Annotated in this window: 14 protein-coding genes; 6 read left to right on the plus strand and 8 right to left on the minus strand. The window is 67.1% G+C overall.

Going from position 1 to position 16,035, the window contains the following annotated elements; translation table 11 throughout:
- Positions 1 to 53: 53 nt before the first annotated feature.
- Together FHS28_RS20550 and FHS28_RS20555 are read right to left on the minus strand one after the other, a co-directional pair.
- Positions 54 to 800 carry an ion channel gene (locus FHS28_RS20550; RefSeq protein WP_221194108.1) on the minus strand — a complete coding sequence of 249 codons (747 nt, stop codon included), beginning with the start codon at positions 798 to 800 and terminating at the stop codon, positions 54 to 56.
- 141 nt (positions 801 to 941) lie between these two features.
- Positions 942 to 1,838 (minus strand): SDR family oxidoreductase, encoded by an 897-nt coding sequence (locus FHS28_RS20555; protein WP_088453693.1) that lies wholly within the window; start codon positions 1,836 to 1,838, stop codon positions 942 to 944.
- 170 nt (positions 1,839 to 2,008) lie between these two features.
- Between FHS28_RS20555 and FHS28_RS20560 the strand changes: the two genes are divergently transcribed.
- On the plus strand, positions 2,009 to 2,881 hold the full coding sequence (locus FHS28_RS20560; protein ID WP_088453694.1) for a helix-turn-helix transcriptional regulator: 873 nt from the start codon (positions 2,009 to 2,011) through the stop codon (positions 2,879 to 2,881).
- A 62-nt stretch (positions 2,882 to 2,943) separates the two neighbouring features.
- On the opposite strand, the gene FHS28_RS20565 is transcribed toward FHS28_RS20560, so the two are convergent.
- Positions 2,944 to 3,984, minus strand: coding sequence for a quinone-dependent dihydroorotate dehydrogenase (locus FHS28_RS20565; RefSeq protein ID WP_088453695.1), 1,041 nt, complete (start codon positions 3,982 to 3,984; stop codon positions 2,944 to 2,946).
- Between the two features lie 145 nt (positions 3,985 to 4,129).
- Between FHS28_RS20565 and FHS28_RS20570 the strand changes: the two genes are divergently transcribed.
- Together FHS28_RS20570 and FHS28_RS20575 are read left to right on the plus strand one after the other, a co-directional pair.
- The gene (locus tag FHS28_RS20570) at positions 4,130 to 5,260 is read left to right on the plus strand and encodes a 3-deoxy-7-phosphoheptulonate synthase (RefSeq protein WP_088453696.1); all 1,131 of its coding nucleotides are present in this window, start codon (positions 4,130 to 4,132) and stop codon (positions 5,258 to 5,260) included.
- Positions 5,261 to 5,352: 92 nt separating this feature from the next.
- Positions 5,353 to 5,724, plus strand: coding sequence for a hypothetical protein (locus FHS28_RS20575; RefSeq protein ID WP_310736837.1), 372 nt, complete (start codon positions 5,353 to 5,355; stop codon positions 5,722 to 5,724).
- A 4-nt stretch (positions 5,725 to 5,728) separates the two neighbouring features.
- Here FHS28_RS20575 and FHS28_RS20580 read toward each other — a convergent pair whose 3' ends face one another.
- A complete protein-coding gene (locus FHS28_RS20580) occupies positions 5,729 to 6,754 on the minus strand; it encodes a nucleotidyl transferase AbiEii/AbiGii toxin family protein (RefSeq protein WP_088453697.1) in 1,026 nt (341 codons plus the stop codon).
- Positions 6,747 to 7,343 (minus strand): DUF6088 family protein, encoded by a 597-nt coding sequence (locus tag FHS28_RS20585; RefSeq protein WP_088453698.1) that lies wholly within the window; start codon positions 7,341 to 7,343, stop codon positions 6,747 to 6,749. Before FHS28_RS20585 ends, FHS28_RS20580 begins: the two co-directional genes overlap by 8 nt.
- Positions 7,344 to 7,530: 187 nt before the next feature.
- On the opposite strand from FHS28_RS20585, the gene rpiA reads away from it, so the two are divergent.
- Entirely contained in the window at positions 7,531 to 8,190 is a 660-nt protein-coding gene (gene rpiA, locus FHS28_RS20590) for a ribose-5-phosphate isomerase RpiA (protein ID WP_088453699.1), read from the plus strand.
- Between the two features lie 115 nt (positions 8,191 to 8,305).
- Here the strand turns inward: rpiA and FHS28_RS20595 are convergent, their stop codons facing one another.
- Positions 8,306 to 9,856, minus strand: a complete 1,551-nt coding sequence (locus FHS28_RS20595) for a methyl-accepting chemotaxis protein (RefSeq protein ID WP_088453700.1) — start codon at positions 9,854 to 9,856, stop codon at positions 8,306 to 8,308.
- A gap of 442 nt (positions 9,857 to 10,298) precedes the next feature.
- Here FHS28_RS20595 and FHS28_RS24335 point away from each other — a divergent pair, with 442 nt between their 5' ends.
- Entirely contained in the window at positions 10,299 to 10,610 is a 312-nt protein-coding gene (locus tag FHS28_RS24335; RefSeq protein ID WP_310736838.1) for a putative quinol monooxygenase, read from the plus strand.
- A 174-nt stretch (positions 10,611 to 10,784) separates the two neighbouring features.
- Here FHS28_RS24335 and mnmC2 read toward each other — a convergent pair whose 3' ends face one another.
- Together mnmC2 and FHS28_RS20610 are read right to left on the minus strand one after the other, a co-directional pair.
- On the minus strand, positions 10,785 to 12,902 hold the full coding sequence (gene mnmC2, locus FHS28_RS20605) for a tRNA (5-methylaminomethyl-2-thiouridine)(34)-methyltransferase MnmC2 (protein WP_088453702.1): 2,118 nt from the start codon (positions 12,900 to 12,902) through the stop codon (positions 10,785 to 10,787).
- Between the two features lie 252 nt (positions 12,903 to 13,154).
- Positions 13,155 to 14,792 carry a DEAD/DEAH box helicase gene (locus FHS28_RS20610; RefSeq protein WP_088453703.1) on the minus strand — a complete coding sequence of 546 codons (1,638 nt, stop codon included), beginning with the start codon at positions 14,790 to 14,792 and terminating at the stop codon, positions 13,155 to 13,157.
- A gap of 527 nt (positions 14,793 to 15,319) precedes the next feature.
- Between FHS28_RS20610 and FHS28_RS20615 the strand changes: the two genes are divergently transcribed.
- A complete protein-coding gene (locus FHS28_RS20615) occupies positions 15,320 to 16,027 on the plus strand; it encodes a winged helix-turn-helix domain-containing protein (protein ID WP_088453704.1) in 708 nt (235 codons plus the stop codon).
- The last annotated feature ends 8 nt before the right edge of the window (positions 16,028 to 16,035 follow it).

The following is a 16,035-nucleotide window of genomic DNA, read 5'->3' on the forward strand; positions in this document are numbered from 1 at the left end:
AGGGTGAATCCTGCCTCAGCCGTCCCTCCGCCGTTCCCTCCCTGGAACGTTCTTCAGCCTTCTTCCTCCGGCGCCTGGCGTTCGGCCCGGGCTGTCCGTTGCACTCGGGACCGGCGCAGCCCGATGCGCCCTTCGCCGGAGTGATCGACCAGCGTCAGGCCGATCAGCCGCGACACCACCGCCGCCAGGTACATCACCCCGGCAAACATCTCCAGCGTCGTGATGGCGCGCGCGAGCGGACGCACCGGAATGACGTCCCCGATGCCGGTGCTGGACAGCAGGGCAAAGCTCAGGAAGACCAGCTCGGTCCAGGTGCGGGGCTCTGCGGGATTCACCGCCGCAGAGAAGCTGCCCGGCTGGATGGCCTGCACCACCACAAACACATAAGCAAACGCCCACGCGAGCAGGGTGAAGGTCGCTCCGGCGGCGAAGAGCTCGTCGGTGGTCGCATGCTGGTCGCCCATCATGTAGGCGATGAGACTGCCTGCGGCGTAGAAGTAGAACAGCGCCTCCAGGCCGGACGACCACGGCAGCAGGTCCGGCCGATCCATCAATCCCTGGATGAGCAGCAGCACGATGGCCGGCAGTGCGATGCCCACGCTCAGCCACAGCAGTCCCGGGGTGCTGCGCACCATGCGGGTGGTGAAGATCAGGACGATGATCCCCATCGCGCTGAGCGCCAGCGGGCCGGCCCGGCTGCCTTCCACCAAGGGGTAGAGCACCAGGCCCAACAACTGGACCAGCAGCAGGATGGCGGACGGGTGGCGGCGGGTGAGGGCGAGGTAACGGATCATGCGCATGGCGCGATTCTGGCTGCGCGCCGCGCAATGCCGAGAGGAACCGTGCCACGCGTTGCGGTGACGACGCGTGGCGGCGACGACGCGTTGCGTAAAGACGCCTCACTCGCCGGAAGGCGCGTGCCTCGTTTCCGAGGCGGCGCATCAGGCGCTGAAGTAGAACCGCTCGGCGAGTTCCGCCAGCAGGCCGGGGTAGCTCGGGGTCCAGCCGAGTCGTGCCTGGGTCGCGTGGGCCGTGCCGGTCAGGTCGGCACCGGGGAAGTGGCTGAACCACGGTCCGAAATGTTCCGGGGCCTCCTGTGCCGACAGCGACACCGTCGGCACCCCCAGCCCCCGCCCGATTGCTTCGGCGATCTCACGGAAGGCAATGCCGGCCTCGCCGACCGCGTGCAGGCGCTCGCCCGCATCGGCGGACTCCAGCGCCAGTCGATAGAGCCGCGCCGCATCGAGGCGGTGCACCGCCGACCACTGGTTGGAGCCTTCCCCCACATAGGCCGACACACCGCGTTGCCGCGCGATCTGGATCAGCATCGGCACGAAGCCATGGTCCCCGGCGCCGTGAACCGAGGGGGCCAGCCGCACCGTGGTCGCCCGCACGCCACGCGCGGCCAGCGATTGCGCCGAGGCCTCCGACACCCGCGGATACGCCTCGCTGCGCGGCGGGGGCAGGTCGTCTTCGGTGGCCGGCCGGCCTTGAACCAGGCGGGCCAGGCCGCTGGTCACCAGCAGCGGGCGCTGGCTGCCGATGAGGGCCGATCCCAGCGTCTCGATCGCCTGCGCATCCAGGGCGCAAGCCTGGGCAAAGCGGCTGAAGTCATGGTGGAACGCGGTGTGGATCATGCCGTCGGCCCAGTCGGCGCCTTCGCGCAGCACCGCGTAATCTTCCAGCGTGCCTCGCAGCGGCTGGGCGCCGACCCGCGTCAACTGCTCTGCCGCCGCCTCGGTCCTCGCCAGGCCCCGCACCTCATGGCCGAACGCTGCCAGCTCAGCCACCACCGCAGAACCGACAAAGCCGCTGGCACCCGTCACAAACACTCGCATGGCAATACTCCATTCAATGAAGTCGCGACTCTGCCTGGGAGGTTTATCCAGTTAAAGTAGTGTCGTTATCCAGGTATGGGATTCAACAGGATCTGTTCATGTCGCCTCTCAAAACTGGTCCCGGAGCAGCCGCGTCGAGCGTTGCGGAGGCTGCGGCCACGGTACCCGCGATGCCCACCGCTGCGAAGGCTCCCGCTGAATCGGTCCCTCCACCCGGCAGTACGACGCCGCTGGGCCAATACCTCAAGGACTGCCGCATCCGCATGGACGCGCAGGCGCTTGGTTACTCGACCCGTCGGCGCCGCACCGCCGGACTGCGGCGGGAGGAAGTGGCGCTGCGGGCGCACATCAGCCCGACCTGGTATACGTGGCTGGAGCAGGGCCGCGGCGGGGCACCGTCGGCCGAGGTGCTGCACCGGATCGCCAGCGCGCTGATGCTGACCGATGTCGAGCGGGAGCACCTGTTCCTGCTGGGGCTGGGTCGCACACCGGAGGTGAGCTACCGCGGCGCCGGAGACGCGACGCCACGCCTCCAACGTGTGCTGGATGCCCTGGATTTCTGCCCCGCTCTGGTCAAGACGGCCACCTGGCAGGTCGTGGCCTGGAACCGGGCGGCCGCGCTGGTGCTCAGGGACTACGGCAGCCTTGCTCCGCGGGATCGCAACATCCTGCGCCTGATGTTCCTGGAGCCCGCGGTGCGGGAGGCGCAGGAGGACTGGATGTCCGCCGCCCGCTTCGTGGTGGGCGCGTTCCGGGCGGATGTGGCCCGCGCCGGGGCCATGGAAGCCGCGACGCCGCTGATCGAAGAATTGACGCAGCGCAGTCCGGAGTTCGCTGCGTTATGGCGGGACAACACCGTGCGTTCTTACGGCGAGGGCACCAAGCAGCTGCGCCACGCGGTGGTGGGCCGGCTGCAGTTTGAATACTCGTCGATGACGATTGATGGTCGGCCAGATCTCGCGATGGTGGTCTTCCATCCGCTCACGCCGGAGGATGGGCAGAAGATCGGACGGTTGATGTCCGGTGACCCCACCATCGCTTGACGGGCTCATGAGCGCAGCGCGCTGAGCTCAGTGCTCAGTGCGCAGTGCGCAGTGCTCAGCATTCAGAGCCGCGCCATCGCCTTCGCGCATTCCGGCACCAGCGCCGGCCCGCGGTAGATCAGGCCGGTGTAGAGCTGCACCAGGTCCGCGCCGGCCTGAAGCTTGGCACGGGCGTCCTCGCCGCTGAGCACACCGCCGACGCCGATGATCGGGAACTCCCGGCCCAGCGCCGAGCGCAGCAGGCGGATGACCCGGTTGCTGGCTTCGAACACCGGCGCACCGGACAGGCCACCGGTCTCTTCTGCATGCGGCAGGCCTTGCACCGCATCCCGCGCGATGGTGGTGTTGGTGGCGATCACGCCGTCAATGCCATGCCGACGCAGGCTGGCCGCGATCACCGACACCTGGTCTTCATCCAGGTCCGGCGCGATCTTCACAAACAGCGGCACACGGCGGCCGGTGCTGTCCTGCAGCTGCAGGCGGCGGGTCTGCAGCGGGCCGAGCAGGGCGTCGAGCGCTTCATCGCTCTGCAGCTGGCGCAGGTTCTTGGTGTTGGGGCTGGAGATGTTGACGGTGATGTAGTCCGCATGCGGATACACCCCTTCCAGGCCGAGCAGGTAGTCGTCGACCGCCCGTTCGATCGGCGTGGCGGCGTTCTTGCCGATGTTCAACCCCAGCAGCCCGCCGGCAGCCCGGAAGCTGTAGGAGCGATGGACATTGCGCACAAAGCTGTCCAGCCCCTCGTTGTTGAAGCCCAGGCGGTTGATCAGGGCCTGCTTCTGGGGGAGGCGGAACATGCGGGGCTTGTCATTGCCCGGCTGCGCCTTGGGGGTGACGGTGCCGACTTCCACGAAGCCGAAGCCCATGGCGCCCAGGCCGTCGATGCAGCGGCCGTTTTTGTCCAGACCGGCCGCCAGGCCGATGCGGTTGGGGAAACGCAGGCCGGCCACGGTGACCGGGTCCTGGACCCGGGTCTGCGCCCAGGCGCACTGGGCGGGCGTGTTCTGGAGGCGGGCAATGGCGCCCAGCGTCACTTCATGGGCATGTTCGGCGTCCATGCCGAACAGGAAGGGACGCGCAAGAGAATAGGGAATGAGGGACATGACTGCATTTTAGGGGGTGGCCTATGACCGACCGTTGCAGGGGCGCGCCAGCCGATGAAGTCCCCTCGGCGAGGGAGGGCGGCCCCGCGGGGCCGCTGGCGGGCGGATAATCGCGGCAGTTACCGGCTCTACACAGCCCACTGCCATGAATACTCTTGATCATCCGCAGCATGACCGGGAAGTCGGCTCCGCCGACGCCACCCGCGATGCCACCCGTACCGACGACACCCGCATCGACGCCGTCCGCCCCCTGATTTCCCCGGCCCTGCTGCTGGACGAGCTGCCGCTGCCGGAGTCGTCGCTGCGCATTGTGGAGTCGGCCCGACAGGAGATCAGCGACGTGCTGCACGGCCGCGATGACCGCCTGCTGTGCGTGGTCGGCCCGTGCTCCATCCACGATCATGGCCAGGCCATGGACTATGCCCGTCTGCTCAAGGACCTTCGCGCCGAGCTGGACAAAGACCTGCTGATCGTCATGCGGGTCTACTTCGAGAAGCCGCGCACCACGGTTGGCTGGAAGGGCTACATCAACGATCCGCATCTGGACGGCAGCTTCCACATGAACGAAGGCCTGCGGCTGGCGCGCAAGCTGCTGCTGGACGTGACGGCACTGGGCCTGCCGGCCGGCACCGAGTTTCTCGATCTGCTGTCGCCGCAGTACATCTCCGACCTGATCGCCTGGGGCGCCATTGGTGCCCGCACCACGGAAAGCCAGAGCCACCGGCAACTGGCGTCCGGCCTGTCCTGCCCGGTGGGTTTCAAGAACGGCACGGACGGCTCGGTGAAGATTGCGGCGGATGCGGTGCTGGCGGCACGCGCCAGCCATGCGTTCATGGGCATGACCAAGATGGGCCTGGCCGCGATTTTCGAGACGCGCGGCAATGACGATTGCCACCTGATCCTGCGCGGCGGCAAGGCGCCGAACTACGATGCGGCCTCGGTGCAGGCGGCGGCGGAAGTGCTCAAGGGCGCGGGGCTGCGTCAGCAGCTGATGATCGACTTCTCGCATGCCAATTCGTCGAAGAAGTTTGAGCGCCAGATCGACGTGGGTCATGACGTGGCGGCGCAGATTGCGGGCGGCGACCACCGGGTGTCCGGCGTGATGATCGAGTCGCACCTGCAGCCGGGCCGGCAGGACCTGATGGCTGGCCAGACGAAGGCCGACCTGCTGCCGGGGGTGTCCATCACCGACGCATGCCTGGGCTGGAGCCAGACCGAGCCGCTGCTGCGCGAACTCGCCGCGGCTGTGCGTCAGCGCCGCGAGCAGGCGAAGTAAGCCGTTCAAGCCGGGTTGCCGAGGGGCCGATCCTGAACCTCACCGAGTGGGCCGCCGTCGCCGCCGATCCGCGGATCTACCGCGGGTTGGAGGTGGTGCACCTGGTCGGGCTGTCCTCACTCTTTGGCGGCCTGTTGCTGCTCGAGCTTCGCCTCCTGGGGCTCCAGCCGTCCCTGGATGTGCAGGCGCTGATGCGGCTGGCCGTGCCGGTGGCGCTGATGGGCTTTGTGCTCTGTCTGCTGAGTGGCGCCGCGATGTTTGCGAGCCAGCCGGAGGAGCTGTGGGTCAACAGCGCCTTCCGGTTGAAGATGCTGCTGATCCTCCTGGCCGGCGCCAATGCCCTCGCGTTCCACTTCCGGGGCGGTGTGTCCCGCAGCGATCGCCTTGCCCGCGCGCAGGCGCTGGGGTCGCTGCTGCTATGGCTGGCGGTGCTGGTCTGCGGGCGGTGGATCGCGGTGGTGTGACTGATCAGTCGCTGGCGGCTGCGTTGGCTTGGGCAGTCAATTCGGCGCAGGCGTGCATCAGCTCTTCAAAGCCGAGCGCCTTCCCCACCATGAGCTGATCCTCGAGCATGCTGGCGTAGTCTTCAGAGAGAGCGTCACGCGCCCGACCTGTCGGGACGATCCGTAGTGCGCCGGCGACTGCGGCGAAATAGTCAATGGTCTGACCCTCGGCGTCCTTCTCACTGAAGAAACACGACTTGTGCGCTGCCACCGCATGAGCCACCGCACGATCGTGGACGGCGGCTTTGAAATGGCCGCTCCGCATGATGGCTGCGAGGTCGTGCCAATGGCGCGCGTATCGTTCCCCACGGATTCGGCCCTGGGCGCAGTAGACATGAGCAGCGGTCGCCTTCTCCCAGAACGTGCGCGCCACACTCATGACGGTCGGAGACGCCGAGGGAAAGGTGACGTCAGGGAAGTGGCCATCAATGTCGCAGGTGACCGGCATGGCCGCATGAGGTTCACCTGTTGCCCTCCCGCCGAACTCGAGTGTGACGACTGGGGCGACATACCCGGTGCCTTGCTTCACTGCACGATAGCGAAGCAGCAATTTGTCCATATCTGATCCTGCGAGCTCTAGCGTCGCGTCGGGCACGCTGCTGTCCAGCGCGGCCTGAATCAAGGGTTGCACCTCACTTCGAATCCAGTCGGGAAGACGGTCACGAACGGCTTTGGACCATTTGGCCGCCTGGCTGCGGCTACCGGGTAAAAACTCGTCAGCGCCCGTCAGGTCGCCAATGAGCTGTCGGATGTCGTAGGTGAGGTCGAGATCCTCGGAAAATCTGTCGATGAGTCGGTAGGCTTTGGACAGCGATGTGCCGCCTTTGAACGTGAGGCATTGTCCAATGGGGGTTTGGAATACTGCATTGAGTGTCCAGACCACCCAGATGTCTTTCTCCAGCAAATGCGCGGGCCGTCCAGTGCGCTCCTGACCGAGATTCAGAAGAAGGCGCTGGTCGTCGCGGCTGAGGTCGAAGTAAAACTCAGCCACGAGTCGCTTCTTCACCGATCGCCTTGGCCATCCAGGCCGGCAGCGCTGAGCGCTTCGCAGCGAGTGTTTGCCATTCTGCGGCAGGCAGTGTCTTGTGCAAGGTGACCAGTGACCGCTGCACATGCGCTGGCCCCATCCACGCCAGAGCACGGACCGCAGCACCTGCCGGTCCGCTTCCCAGCGCCAGCATCCAGCGAGGCGCGTGTTTGACCGCAATCTCGTACCGGCCCAGCTTCAGTTTGCGGCTGCGGCCAGAGGTCAGATACACCTCCCGGATGGGAACCTGTTGCGTCAGGCCCAGCGCATTGGCCGCACTGGCGCCATGAGGGGCGACCAGCTCTCCACGTTGCTCGGCCAACGATGTCAGCACTTTGTCGGACTCGGGCGCTCGGGGGCCGAACCGGCTTTCCAGCGGCTTTACATAGGTAGCGCGCGCCACCCGGAGCAACTTGCCTTGTTTGGTCAATCGCGAGAAAGCCTGGTCCACGGCCGCTCGGCTCCCGAGATGCAGGAACTCCTTGGGCGACAGCACGCCACCTTCAGGCAGAGATGCCGCATGCAGCAGGATCAATTGGGGAAGGGAGTTCATGCCAGGGCCTTTCATGTCAGAAGTTTATACAAATTTCTGACACTCGTCTTGAGGCCATGGTTTTTCGCACTCGGGGGGGTTTAGGCGGGGTGGGCGTCCCGCAGGGAGCGAATTGGCTCAACGCATCGAAGCGGCGTGTATGGGTGCACGCGATAATCCCGTATCCCCCCCCCGCCTCCAAGCTCCCATGACCCAAGACGAATTGAAGACCCTGGTCGGCCAGGCCGCTGTGCAGTACGTGACCCCGCACACCATCGTGGGTGTCGGCACTGGCTCCACCGTCGACAAGTTCATCGACGCGCTGGCCGCGAGCCAGATCCGTATCCGCGGCGCGGTGTCGAGTTCCGTGCGCAGCACCGAGCGCATGAAGGCGCTGGGCATTCCGGTGCTCGAGGCTTCCGAGGTCGAGTCGCTGCAGGTCTATATCGACGGCGCCGATGAGATCGATCACCGCGGTCACATGGTCAAGGGCGGCGGTGCCGCGCTGACCCGCGAAAAGATCGTGGCCGATCTGGCCGAGCGTTTCATCTGCATCGCCGATGAGAGCAAGCTGGTCGACACGCTCGGCCGCTTCCCGCTGCCGGTCGAGGTCATCCCGATGGCCGCCGCCCAGATCGCCCGTCGCTTCAAGGCCATGGGCGCGACAGCCACGCTGCGCGCCGGCTGCGTCACCGACAACAGCTGCCACATCCTGGATGTGCGCGGTCTGAGCATCACCGACCCGGCGGCGTTCGAAGCGGACGTGACCCTCTGGCCGGGGGTGGTCACCGTGGGTGTCTTCGCCCGCAACAAGGCTTCGGTTTGCCTGCTGGGCACTGCCGAGGGCGTCAAGACCTTGACGTTCTGACGCAGGCCGCGGGTGCCGGGCACCCGCTCCGCTGCATCATGAAAAATGGGGACCCTGCGGGGTCCCCATCGTCTTTGGCGGCGCGCCTGTCGCAGGCACGCATCCCGTCGGTCGTTCAGCGCAGCCGGAACACCGAGATCGCCCCGGCCAGCCGCTGCGACTGTTCCTTCAGGCTCTCCGCGGCGGCGGCAGATTCCTCCACCAGCGCGGCGTTCTGCTGGGTCATCTGGTCCAGATGGCCAACGGCAGCATTCACCTGGTTGATGCCGTCGCTCTGCTCACGCGCGGCGGCGCTGATCTCGCCGATGATGTCGGCCACGCGCTGCACGCTGGCGACGATGTCGGTCATGGCGCCGCCCGCATCCGACACCAGACGCGAACCGGACTCCACCCGCTCGACGCTCGCACCGATCAGCGACTTGATTTCCTTGGCCGCTTCCGCGCTGCGCTGTGCCAGTGAGCGCACTTCACTCGCCACCACCGCAAAGCCGCGACCCTGCTCGCCCGCGCGGGCCGCTTCCACGGCCGCATTCAGCGCCAGGATGTTGGTCTGGAAGGCAATGCCGTCAATCACGCCGATGATGTCGGCAATCCGGCGAGAGCTTTCGGTGATGGCGCCCATGGTGGCCACCATCTCGCCCATCACCGCCCCGCCGCGCTGAGCCGTTTCTGCGGCCGAGCTGGACAGCTGGTTTGCCGTCATGGCGCTGTCCGCCGTCTGGCGCACGGTGCCCGTCAGCTGCGTCATCGAGGCGGCCACCTGCTGCAGGTTGGACGCGGTCTGCTCGGTGCGGGCGCTCAGGTCGTGGTTGCCGGTGGCAATCTCGGCGCTGGCCGTGCCAATGTTTTCAGCGGAGCTGCGCACATCCCCGATCAGCTTGAGCAGCTGCTCCTGCATGCCGCTCAGCGAGCCTAGCAACTGGCCGGTCTCATCGGCGCCGCCTTTGGGCACCTGACGGCTCAGGTCGAAATGCGCAATCGCATCGGCCACGCCCGCAGCGCCCCGCAGCGGATGGGTGATGGAGCGGGTCAGCGTCACGGCGAACCACACGCCCAGCGCCAGCGCGATCAGCGAGAACACCAGCAGCGTGGTGCGGGCGTTCGCGTTGGACTGATCCACCTTCTTCGCCGCCTCGTCCAGTGAGCTGCGCTGGTTCTGGACGATGGCCTGAATGGCCTCCTGGAACCTGGCAGCGGCCGGCTGGAACTGCTGGTCGAAGATCTGGCGGGCCTTCTCCGCATCGCCGCCTTTCTTGGCGGCCATGACGGCGTCACGGCTGCTCAGATAGGCCTTGCGGGCTTCGCCCAGTTTCTCGAACAGCACCCGCTCTTCGGGCGTCTTCATGAAGCCGTCCAGCTTCTTCTGGAGCTCACCCGCCTGCTTGGTCGACTCAGCGACGCTGGGCGCGAAAAACTCGGTCAGGCTGGTGTCGGCGCTGATGGCAATGGCCGTCGTGCGGTTCACGCCGTTGGTGATGTTGCGGTTCCAGTCGCTGGCGGCGCGTTCGGCCACCAGATCGTCGTTGAACATCGTGTTGGTGTCGTCCGCCACCCGCTTGAGCGCCACGTAGCTCAAGCCCGAGCCGACGAAGGAAATCAGGAGGACGAGGCCGAGGACCAGGCCGAGTCGCTGGCCAATCGTGCGGCCGGCAAGCGTTGAGATCATGAAGTGCTCCCCTTGATGAGGTGTCTGTCTATTCGCGGAAGCCGGCCCATGCATCAGGTCGGTGCATGGCGGCTGTTACGCCCTGTGACGGGGCATCTTCGCGTCTTATCGGCGTTGCAGGGAGAGTCTTGAGGGCAACAATTCCACGCTTCTTTCGAGCGCATGCCAACAGCCGTGTCAAAGCGGTTGTTTTGTCAAAGATCGGTGCGGACTGCGAGCAGCAGGATCACGGCGATTTCCTGGGGTTTCGGGAAATCAGGCAGCATGGATCGCAACATCCGACCCTGGAGAATTCATGTCTGATTCGAACTCGTCCGTGCCGTCGCATTCGGGCTCGACCTCGACCTCGGCCTCACCGGCAGCGGCGCGTTCGGCCGCGTCCGCTCCCTCAGCATCCTCTGCCGCCACGCGTTCGGCGTCGCAGGCTCCCTATCTCCAGGTCATCGCCCACTACCACGCCAAGCCTGGGTTGGGTGATCAGGTGTGCGCGCTGCTGGGGGAACTGACCGCCGCCACGCGTGAGGAGCCGGCCAATCTCTCGTATGACTTTTTCCGGTCCCCCCAGGACCCGGACCGCTTTGTGATCCTCGAGCAGTACACCGATGCGGCCGGCCTCGATGCGCACCGCGCCTCCGAGCATTTCCAGCGACTGGGTTTTGGCACCATCATCCCGATGCTGGTGTCCCGCGCCGTGACGAGCGCGATGGTGCATCCGGCGGAACCGGGCCAGCCGGCGCATGCGGTGAGCCGCTGAGCTGCTAAGTGACTGCACCGCTAACGCGCTCAGCTGGTGACCTGCTGACCTGCCGAGCCGCTGAACTGCTGAGGTGCTGAGGTGCTGAGGTGCTGAGGTGCTGAGGTGCTGACCTGCTGAGCTGCTGACCTGCTGAGCTGCTGAGCTGCTGACCTGCTGAGCCGCTAAACCGCCTCAGGTCGAGCGCCGTTGCAGCTTGGCGCCGAAGCGTGCCGGGTCCAGAAGGTCCACCAGATCCGCCTCCAGCGGCAGCGGCTCGCCGGTAATCTGCGCAGCGACCAGCTCGCCGCACAGCGTGGCCCAGGTGATGCCGCGTGAAGCGAGCCCGCCACACACCATCAGCCCCGCATGCCGCGGCCAGAACCGCGCCTGCTCGGCCCGCTGGCCGGGCACGCTGCAGGGCAGGGCGCCGACAATCGGCAGACGGTCCGGCACGAGGCTGCGCCAGCCGACCCGGCCCATCACTGGCAGACGGCCGTCCTGCGCAGCTTGCGACGGGCTCACGCCATCCAGCTGCAGGCCGGGCAGCAATTGCCCCAGGCGCTGAAGGTTCTGGATCTGGTCCTGAATGCGTAGCGTCGGATCTGCGTCGCCGGCATCGGCACTGGCGCCAAAGGCCAGACGACCATCCGGCAGCGCGAGTGCATAGCCCACGCCAGCGACCGGCAAGACCGGGGTCACGGATGCCGTGCCCGGCGCCACCAGGCTCAGCTGCCCGCGCTGCGAGACCCAGGGCCATGCAGGACCCGCCAGCCACGGCGCCGCCAGGGCCTCGTTCGCGGTGCCTGCGGCCAGGACCACGGCGTCCGCTTCGGCAAGCACGCGTCCGTCCGCATCCAGTGCCCGCCAGCATGACGCGGACGGGCCCGGGGAGGGCAGGACGGCGCCACCTGCGCCACCTGCGCCACTCGCGCCGCTTGCGCCGCGGGTGCCGAGGATGCCACCTGCTTCGGAGATCGCGGAATCGCCGCCAGAAGCCACCCGCTGCAATGCCGCGACTCGCGCACCTGTCACAGGCTGTGCGTGCGCTTCCCTCAGCCAGGTCGCCACCAGGGCCGCAGGCGACACCGCGCCGCCGCCCGGGAAGCACCAGGCCGGCTGCGACAGCGGCAGCCCCGCCAGGCGCGACGCCTCAGTCGCAGACAGCGCCTGGACATATTGCGCCGGCAGACCGGTCCTGGCCAGCAGCGCCTGCATGATCTCCAGAGCCTGCTGAGCCTGCGGATTCAGCAGCGCCTGCATTTGGGCCGCTGGCCCCCCTTCACGCTCGACGCGCAACAAGCCCCATTGCAACCACGGCAGGTCGGCCTGCACCCGTTGGAGCTCCCGTTCCGTCGCGAGTGCTGCGGTCCGGTTGAACCGTGCATGCGGCCCATCATCCGGATGGAGGGTGCCGTGGAACAGGCCGCCGGGATTTCCGGACGCCTGTCCGGCCGGCCCGCCGCCCGCCTCCAGCACCGTGCAGGTCAGCCCGCGGCGGCGCAAGGCACGTGCGCAGGCAGCGCCTGCCAACCCGGCGCCGATGACGAGCACCTGCCGCGCCTGAGGCGCCGCCGCCAGCCGACCCGGCGCCACTGGCGGCCGGTGGCGCGGCGCAAACCGTGCGGTCGTCATTTCGCGGCGTCGGGCGAATCCCGGGTCCAGACGAACCTCAAAACCCGCCGCCGTCAGCCCATCCAGCAGCCGACGCGCCAGACACCAGGTCGCGACGGTGGCATCCGGCGCCGCCAGCCGGCTCATCTGCTTGAAGATCTCCGGCACCCAGAGGTCCGGATTCTTCGACGGCGCAAAGCCGTCCAGATAAAACGCGTCCACTTGCGCCACGAGTGAAGGCAGCCATTCCAGCGCATCCCCCAGCGCCAGCATCAGCCGCACCTGACCACCGTCAAAGTCCAGCGTGTGCAGGTTGGGGGTGAGCGGCGGCCAGGCGTCGATCAGTGCCCGCGCCAGCTCCGGCTCCGGCGATGCAGCCTGGGCACGCGCCAGGTCCTCGCGTCTTAGCGGATGCTTCTCGAGGCTGATGAAGATGAGCCGGTCGCAGCGCGCCGGATCGGCCCGCCAGGCGGCCCAGGTCGCGAGGAAGTTGGTCCCCAGGCCAAAGCCGGTTTCCAGCACCACAAAGCGGGTGCGCCCGGACCATCGAGCCGGCAGCTGATTGCCGCCCAGGAACACATGGTGGGCCTGGCCGTAGGCGCCGGAGGGGGTGTGATAGTGGTCGCCGTAGGTAGGCGAGAGCGGAGCGCGGGCGTCAGAGAAATCGACGACAGCTGGAATGATGGGCGCGGTCTTCATGGCGAGGCCCGAAGTATGCCGCGCAAAGCGTCGGGCAATGGGTCGCGCAGAGGGTCGCGCAATGGGTCGCGCAAGGGATCGCGCAAAGGGTCCTGCACCTTGCCGCGTGCATTCCGGTGAACGAGCCCACGGCCGGAAATGCAACCGGCCCATGAAGGGCCGGGGAGGGACAGCAGGCCAGGACGGACCCGGCCAGCCATCAGAAGCGAGCGATCCCGGTGCACGGCCGGAATCGACGGATCGGCTGGCCGATCAGCTCTGCGACTTCGGACGCGTCAGCGCGCCGCCGGAAGCACGGCCGCCCTGGCCCGCACCACCCGCCGGACGGCGATCGCCCTGGCGACCGGCGCCCTGGCCTTGATGCGCCGGACGCGCCTGGCCTGGAGCGCCTGCCGGGCGGCCGGAGCCACCACCAGCACCGCCCTGACCTTGACCCTGGCCGCGACCGCCCTGGCCACCCTGACCGCCGGAGCGGCCCGAGCCCTGGGCCGGACGACCGCCACCGGAACCGCCCGGACGGCCCTGACCGCCCGCGGAGCGAGCACCGTCACGACCGCCGCCATCACGATTGGCATCACGACCGCCATCGCGGCCACCGTCACGGTGTCCATCACGGCCGCCGCCACCGCCGCCACGGCGCTGACCACCGCCGCCGCCGCCCGACGGACGGCCGGAACCACCGGAGCGGCCAGCACCCCCATTGAGCACCATCCGGCCCAGCACGATCGGTTCCGGCTTGGCATTCGGATCCGGCTCGAAGCCCGGCACCACCTCGCGGGGAATCTCGCGCTTGATCAGCTTCTGGATGTCGCGCAGGAAACCTTCCTCGTCGACACAGACCAGCGACAGGGCTTCGCCCTGGGCGCCCGCACGGCCGGTACGGCCGATGCGGTGCACGTAGTCTTCCGAGACATTGGGAAGCTCGTAGTTCACCACGTGCGGCAGTTGGTCGATGTCGATGCCGCGGGCCGCGATGTCGGTGGCCACCAGCACCTGCAGATCGCCGCTCTTGAACTCGGCCAGCGCCTTGGTGCGCGCACCCTGGCTCTTGTTGCCGTGGATCGCCATGGCGCTGATGCCCTGCTTGTCCAGGAACTCAGCCAGGCGGTTGGCGCCATGCTTCATGCGGGTGAAGACCAGCACTTGATGCCAGTCGTGCTGGCGGATCAGATGCGCCAGCAGTTCCTTCTTCTTGTCGCGATCCACCGGGTGGATCTTCTGGGCGATGGTGTCCGCCGTGGCATTGCGACGGGCCACTTCGATCAGGCCCGGCTTGTCCAGCAGACGGTCGGCCAGCGCCTTGATCTCGTCACTGAAGGTGGCCGAGAACAACAGGCTCTGCTTCTTGGCCGGCAGCAGGGCCAGCACCTTCTTGATGTCGTGGATGAAGCCCATGTCCAGCATGCGGTCGGCTTCGTCCAGCACCAGGATCTCGACGTGGGACAGGTCCAGCGTGCCTTGCTGCGCGTGGTCCAGCAGACGGCCCGGCGTGGCCACCAGGATGTCCACGCCCTTGCGCAGCTTGTCGATCTGCGGCTGCATGCCGACGCCACCAAACATGACCATGCTGGTCAACGGCAGGTATTTGCCGTAGGTGCGCACACTTTCTTCCACCTGAGCGGCGAGTTCGCGGGTGGGCGTCAGCACCAGGGCGCGCACGGCGACACGGCCGCGTCCGTCCTTCACCGGCTTGCCGGTGGAAAGACGCTGGAGAACGGGGAGGGTGAAACCGGCGGTCTTGCCGGTGCCGGTCTGGGCGCCGGCCATGAGGTCGCCGCCGCTGAGCACGGCCGGAATGGCCTGGGCCTGGATGGGCGTGGGAGAGGTATAACCGACTTCGGCAAGGGCGCGAAGCAGGGGCTGGGACAGGCCCAGTGCATCAAAACTCATAAGGCTGCTTTGTTGTGGTGCCCACGCGGGGATGCCGTGCGGGACTTGTGCAGCACACCGTCCGGTGAGGAGGTGCCAGTCTTCGGCTGCTGTGGAGATGGCTGTGAAGAGAGGTCAGGGCGACTTCTGCCTCATGGGGCAGGCTGGCCTTGGACAGCACTCAATACATCGGGCCGCGGCAAGACTGTGGCCGCGGCGTTGGTTCGTATTGTAGCCGAGGCACGCCCCACCTCCGGAGGGAGCAAGACCCCCTTGGCAGGATGTGCGAGTAGCAACTTCAGGCCTTCCCCCACCTCGTGGGGACCTGTGCAAACCGTGGGCACACCCTCTGCGGGACGACTGCAAAAAGTCTGCAAATCGCCCGGAATAACAGGCGCAGATCGCTCGAATTTGTCGGCGGACGCGGTCGTGTATCAGGCTCGTAAAGCGAGGGTAAAAAGCACTGGGAGACCGGCCCAGTTCCGCCTCTAAAGACGATTCTGTCGGCATAGTCTTGCCGCAGTCACCACTTGTGCCCCCGTCCCACAATGAGTTCTCCCTTCCCTGATCCCGCCATCGGCACCCACCTGCTGCTGTTGGACCCGGACAGCCATGCTCGGCTGCGTTGTGCCGCCTTGCTACGGGCGTGGGGATATCGCGTCACGGACAGCAGTGAACCTGCGCTGCTGGACCGCATTCCTTTACTACCGGTAGACCTGTGTTTGCTGGATCCCAGCGATGCCCGTGAGGCCGGCTGGTCGGCACTGACGCGCCTGCGTCAGCGGTCCCGCCTGCCGGTGATCGTGTTGCTGCAACATGACAGCACGCTGGAGCGGGTGCTGGCCCTGGAACGCGGCGCCGATGCGGTGGCACCCAAGGACGGCGAACCGCGCGAGCTGCAGGCCCGCATCAAGTCGTTGCTGCGTCCCCGCGAAGGCGATCCCACAGAAGTGCTGATGTTCGGCCGCTTCAAGCTTGAACCGATGACGCGCCGCCTGTCCGGTCCGGGCGGCTTCTGCGTGGTGCTGTCGCAGAGTGAATACAAGCTGCTGCGCGCCTTCCTGGAGCGCCCGCATAGCGTGTTGCAGCGGCAGGAGCTGCTGCACCTGGCGCGCGGGGACGGCGTCACGGCGCTGGAGCGAAGCGTCGATCTGATGGTCTCGCGCCTGCGCCAGAAGCTCAATGACGATCCCAGCTCGCCACTGATCCGCACCGTGCGCGGCGTCGGTTACCTTTTCGATCCGCCACTACGCTGACGGCCGCG

The sequence above is a fragment of the Roseateles terrae genome (genome assembly GCF_014192155.1).
GTDB lineage: Bacteria > Pseudomonadota > Gammaproteobacteria > Burkholderiales > Burkholderiaceae_C > Roseateles > Roseateles terrae.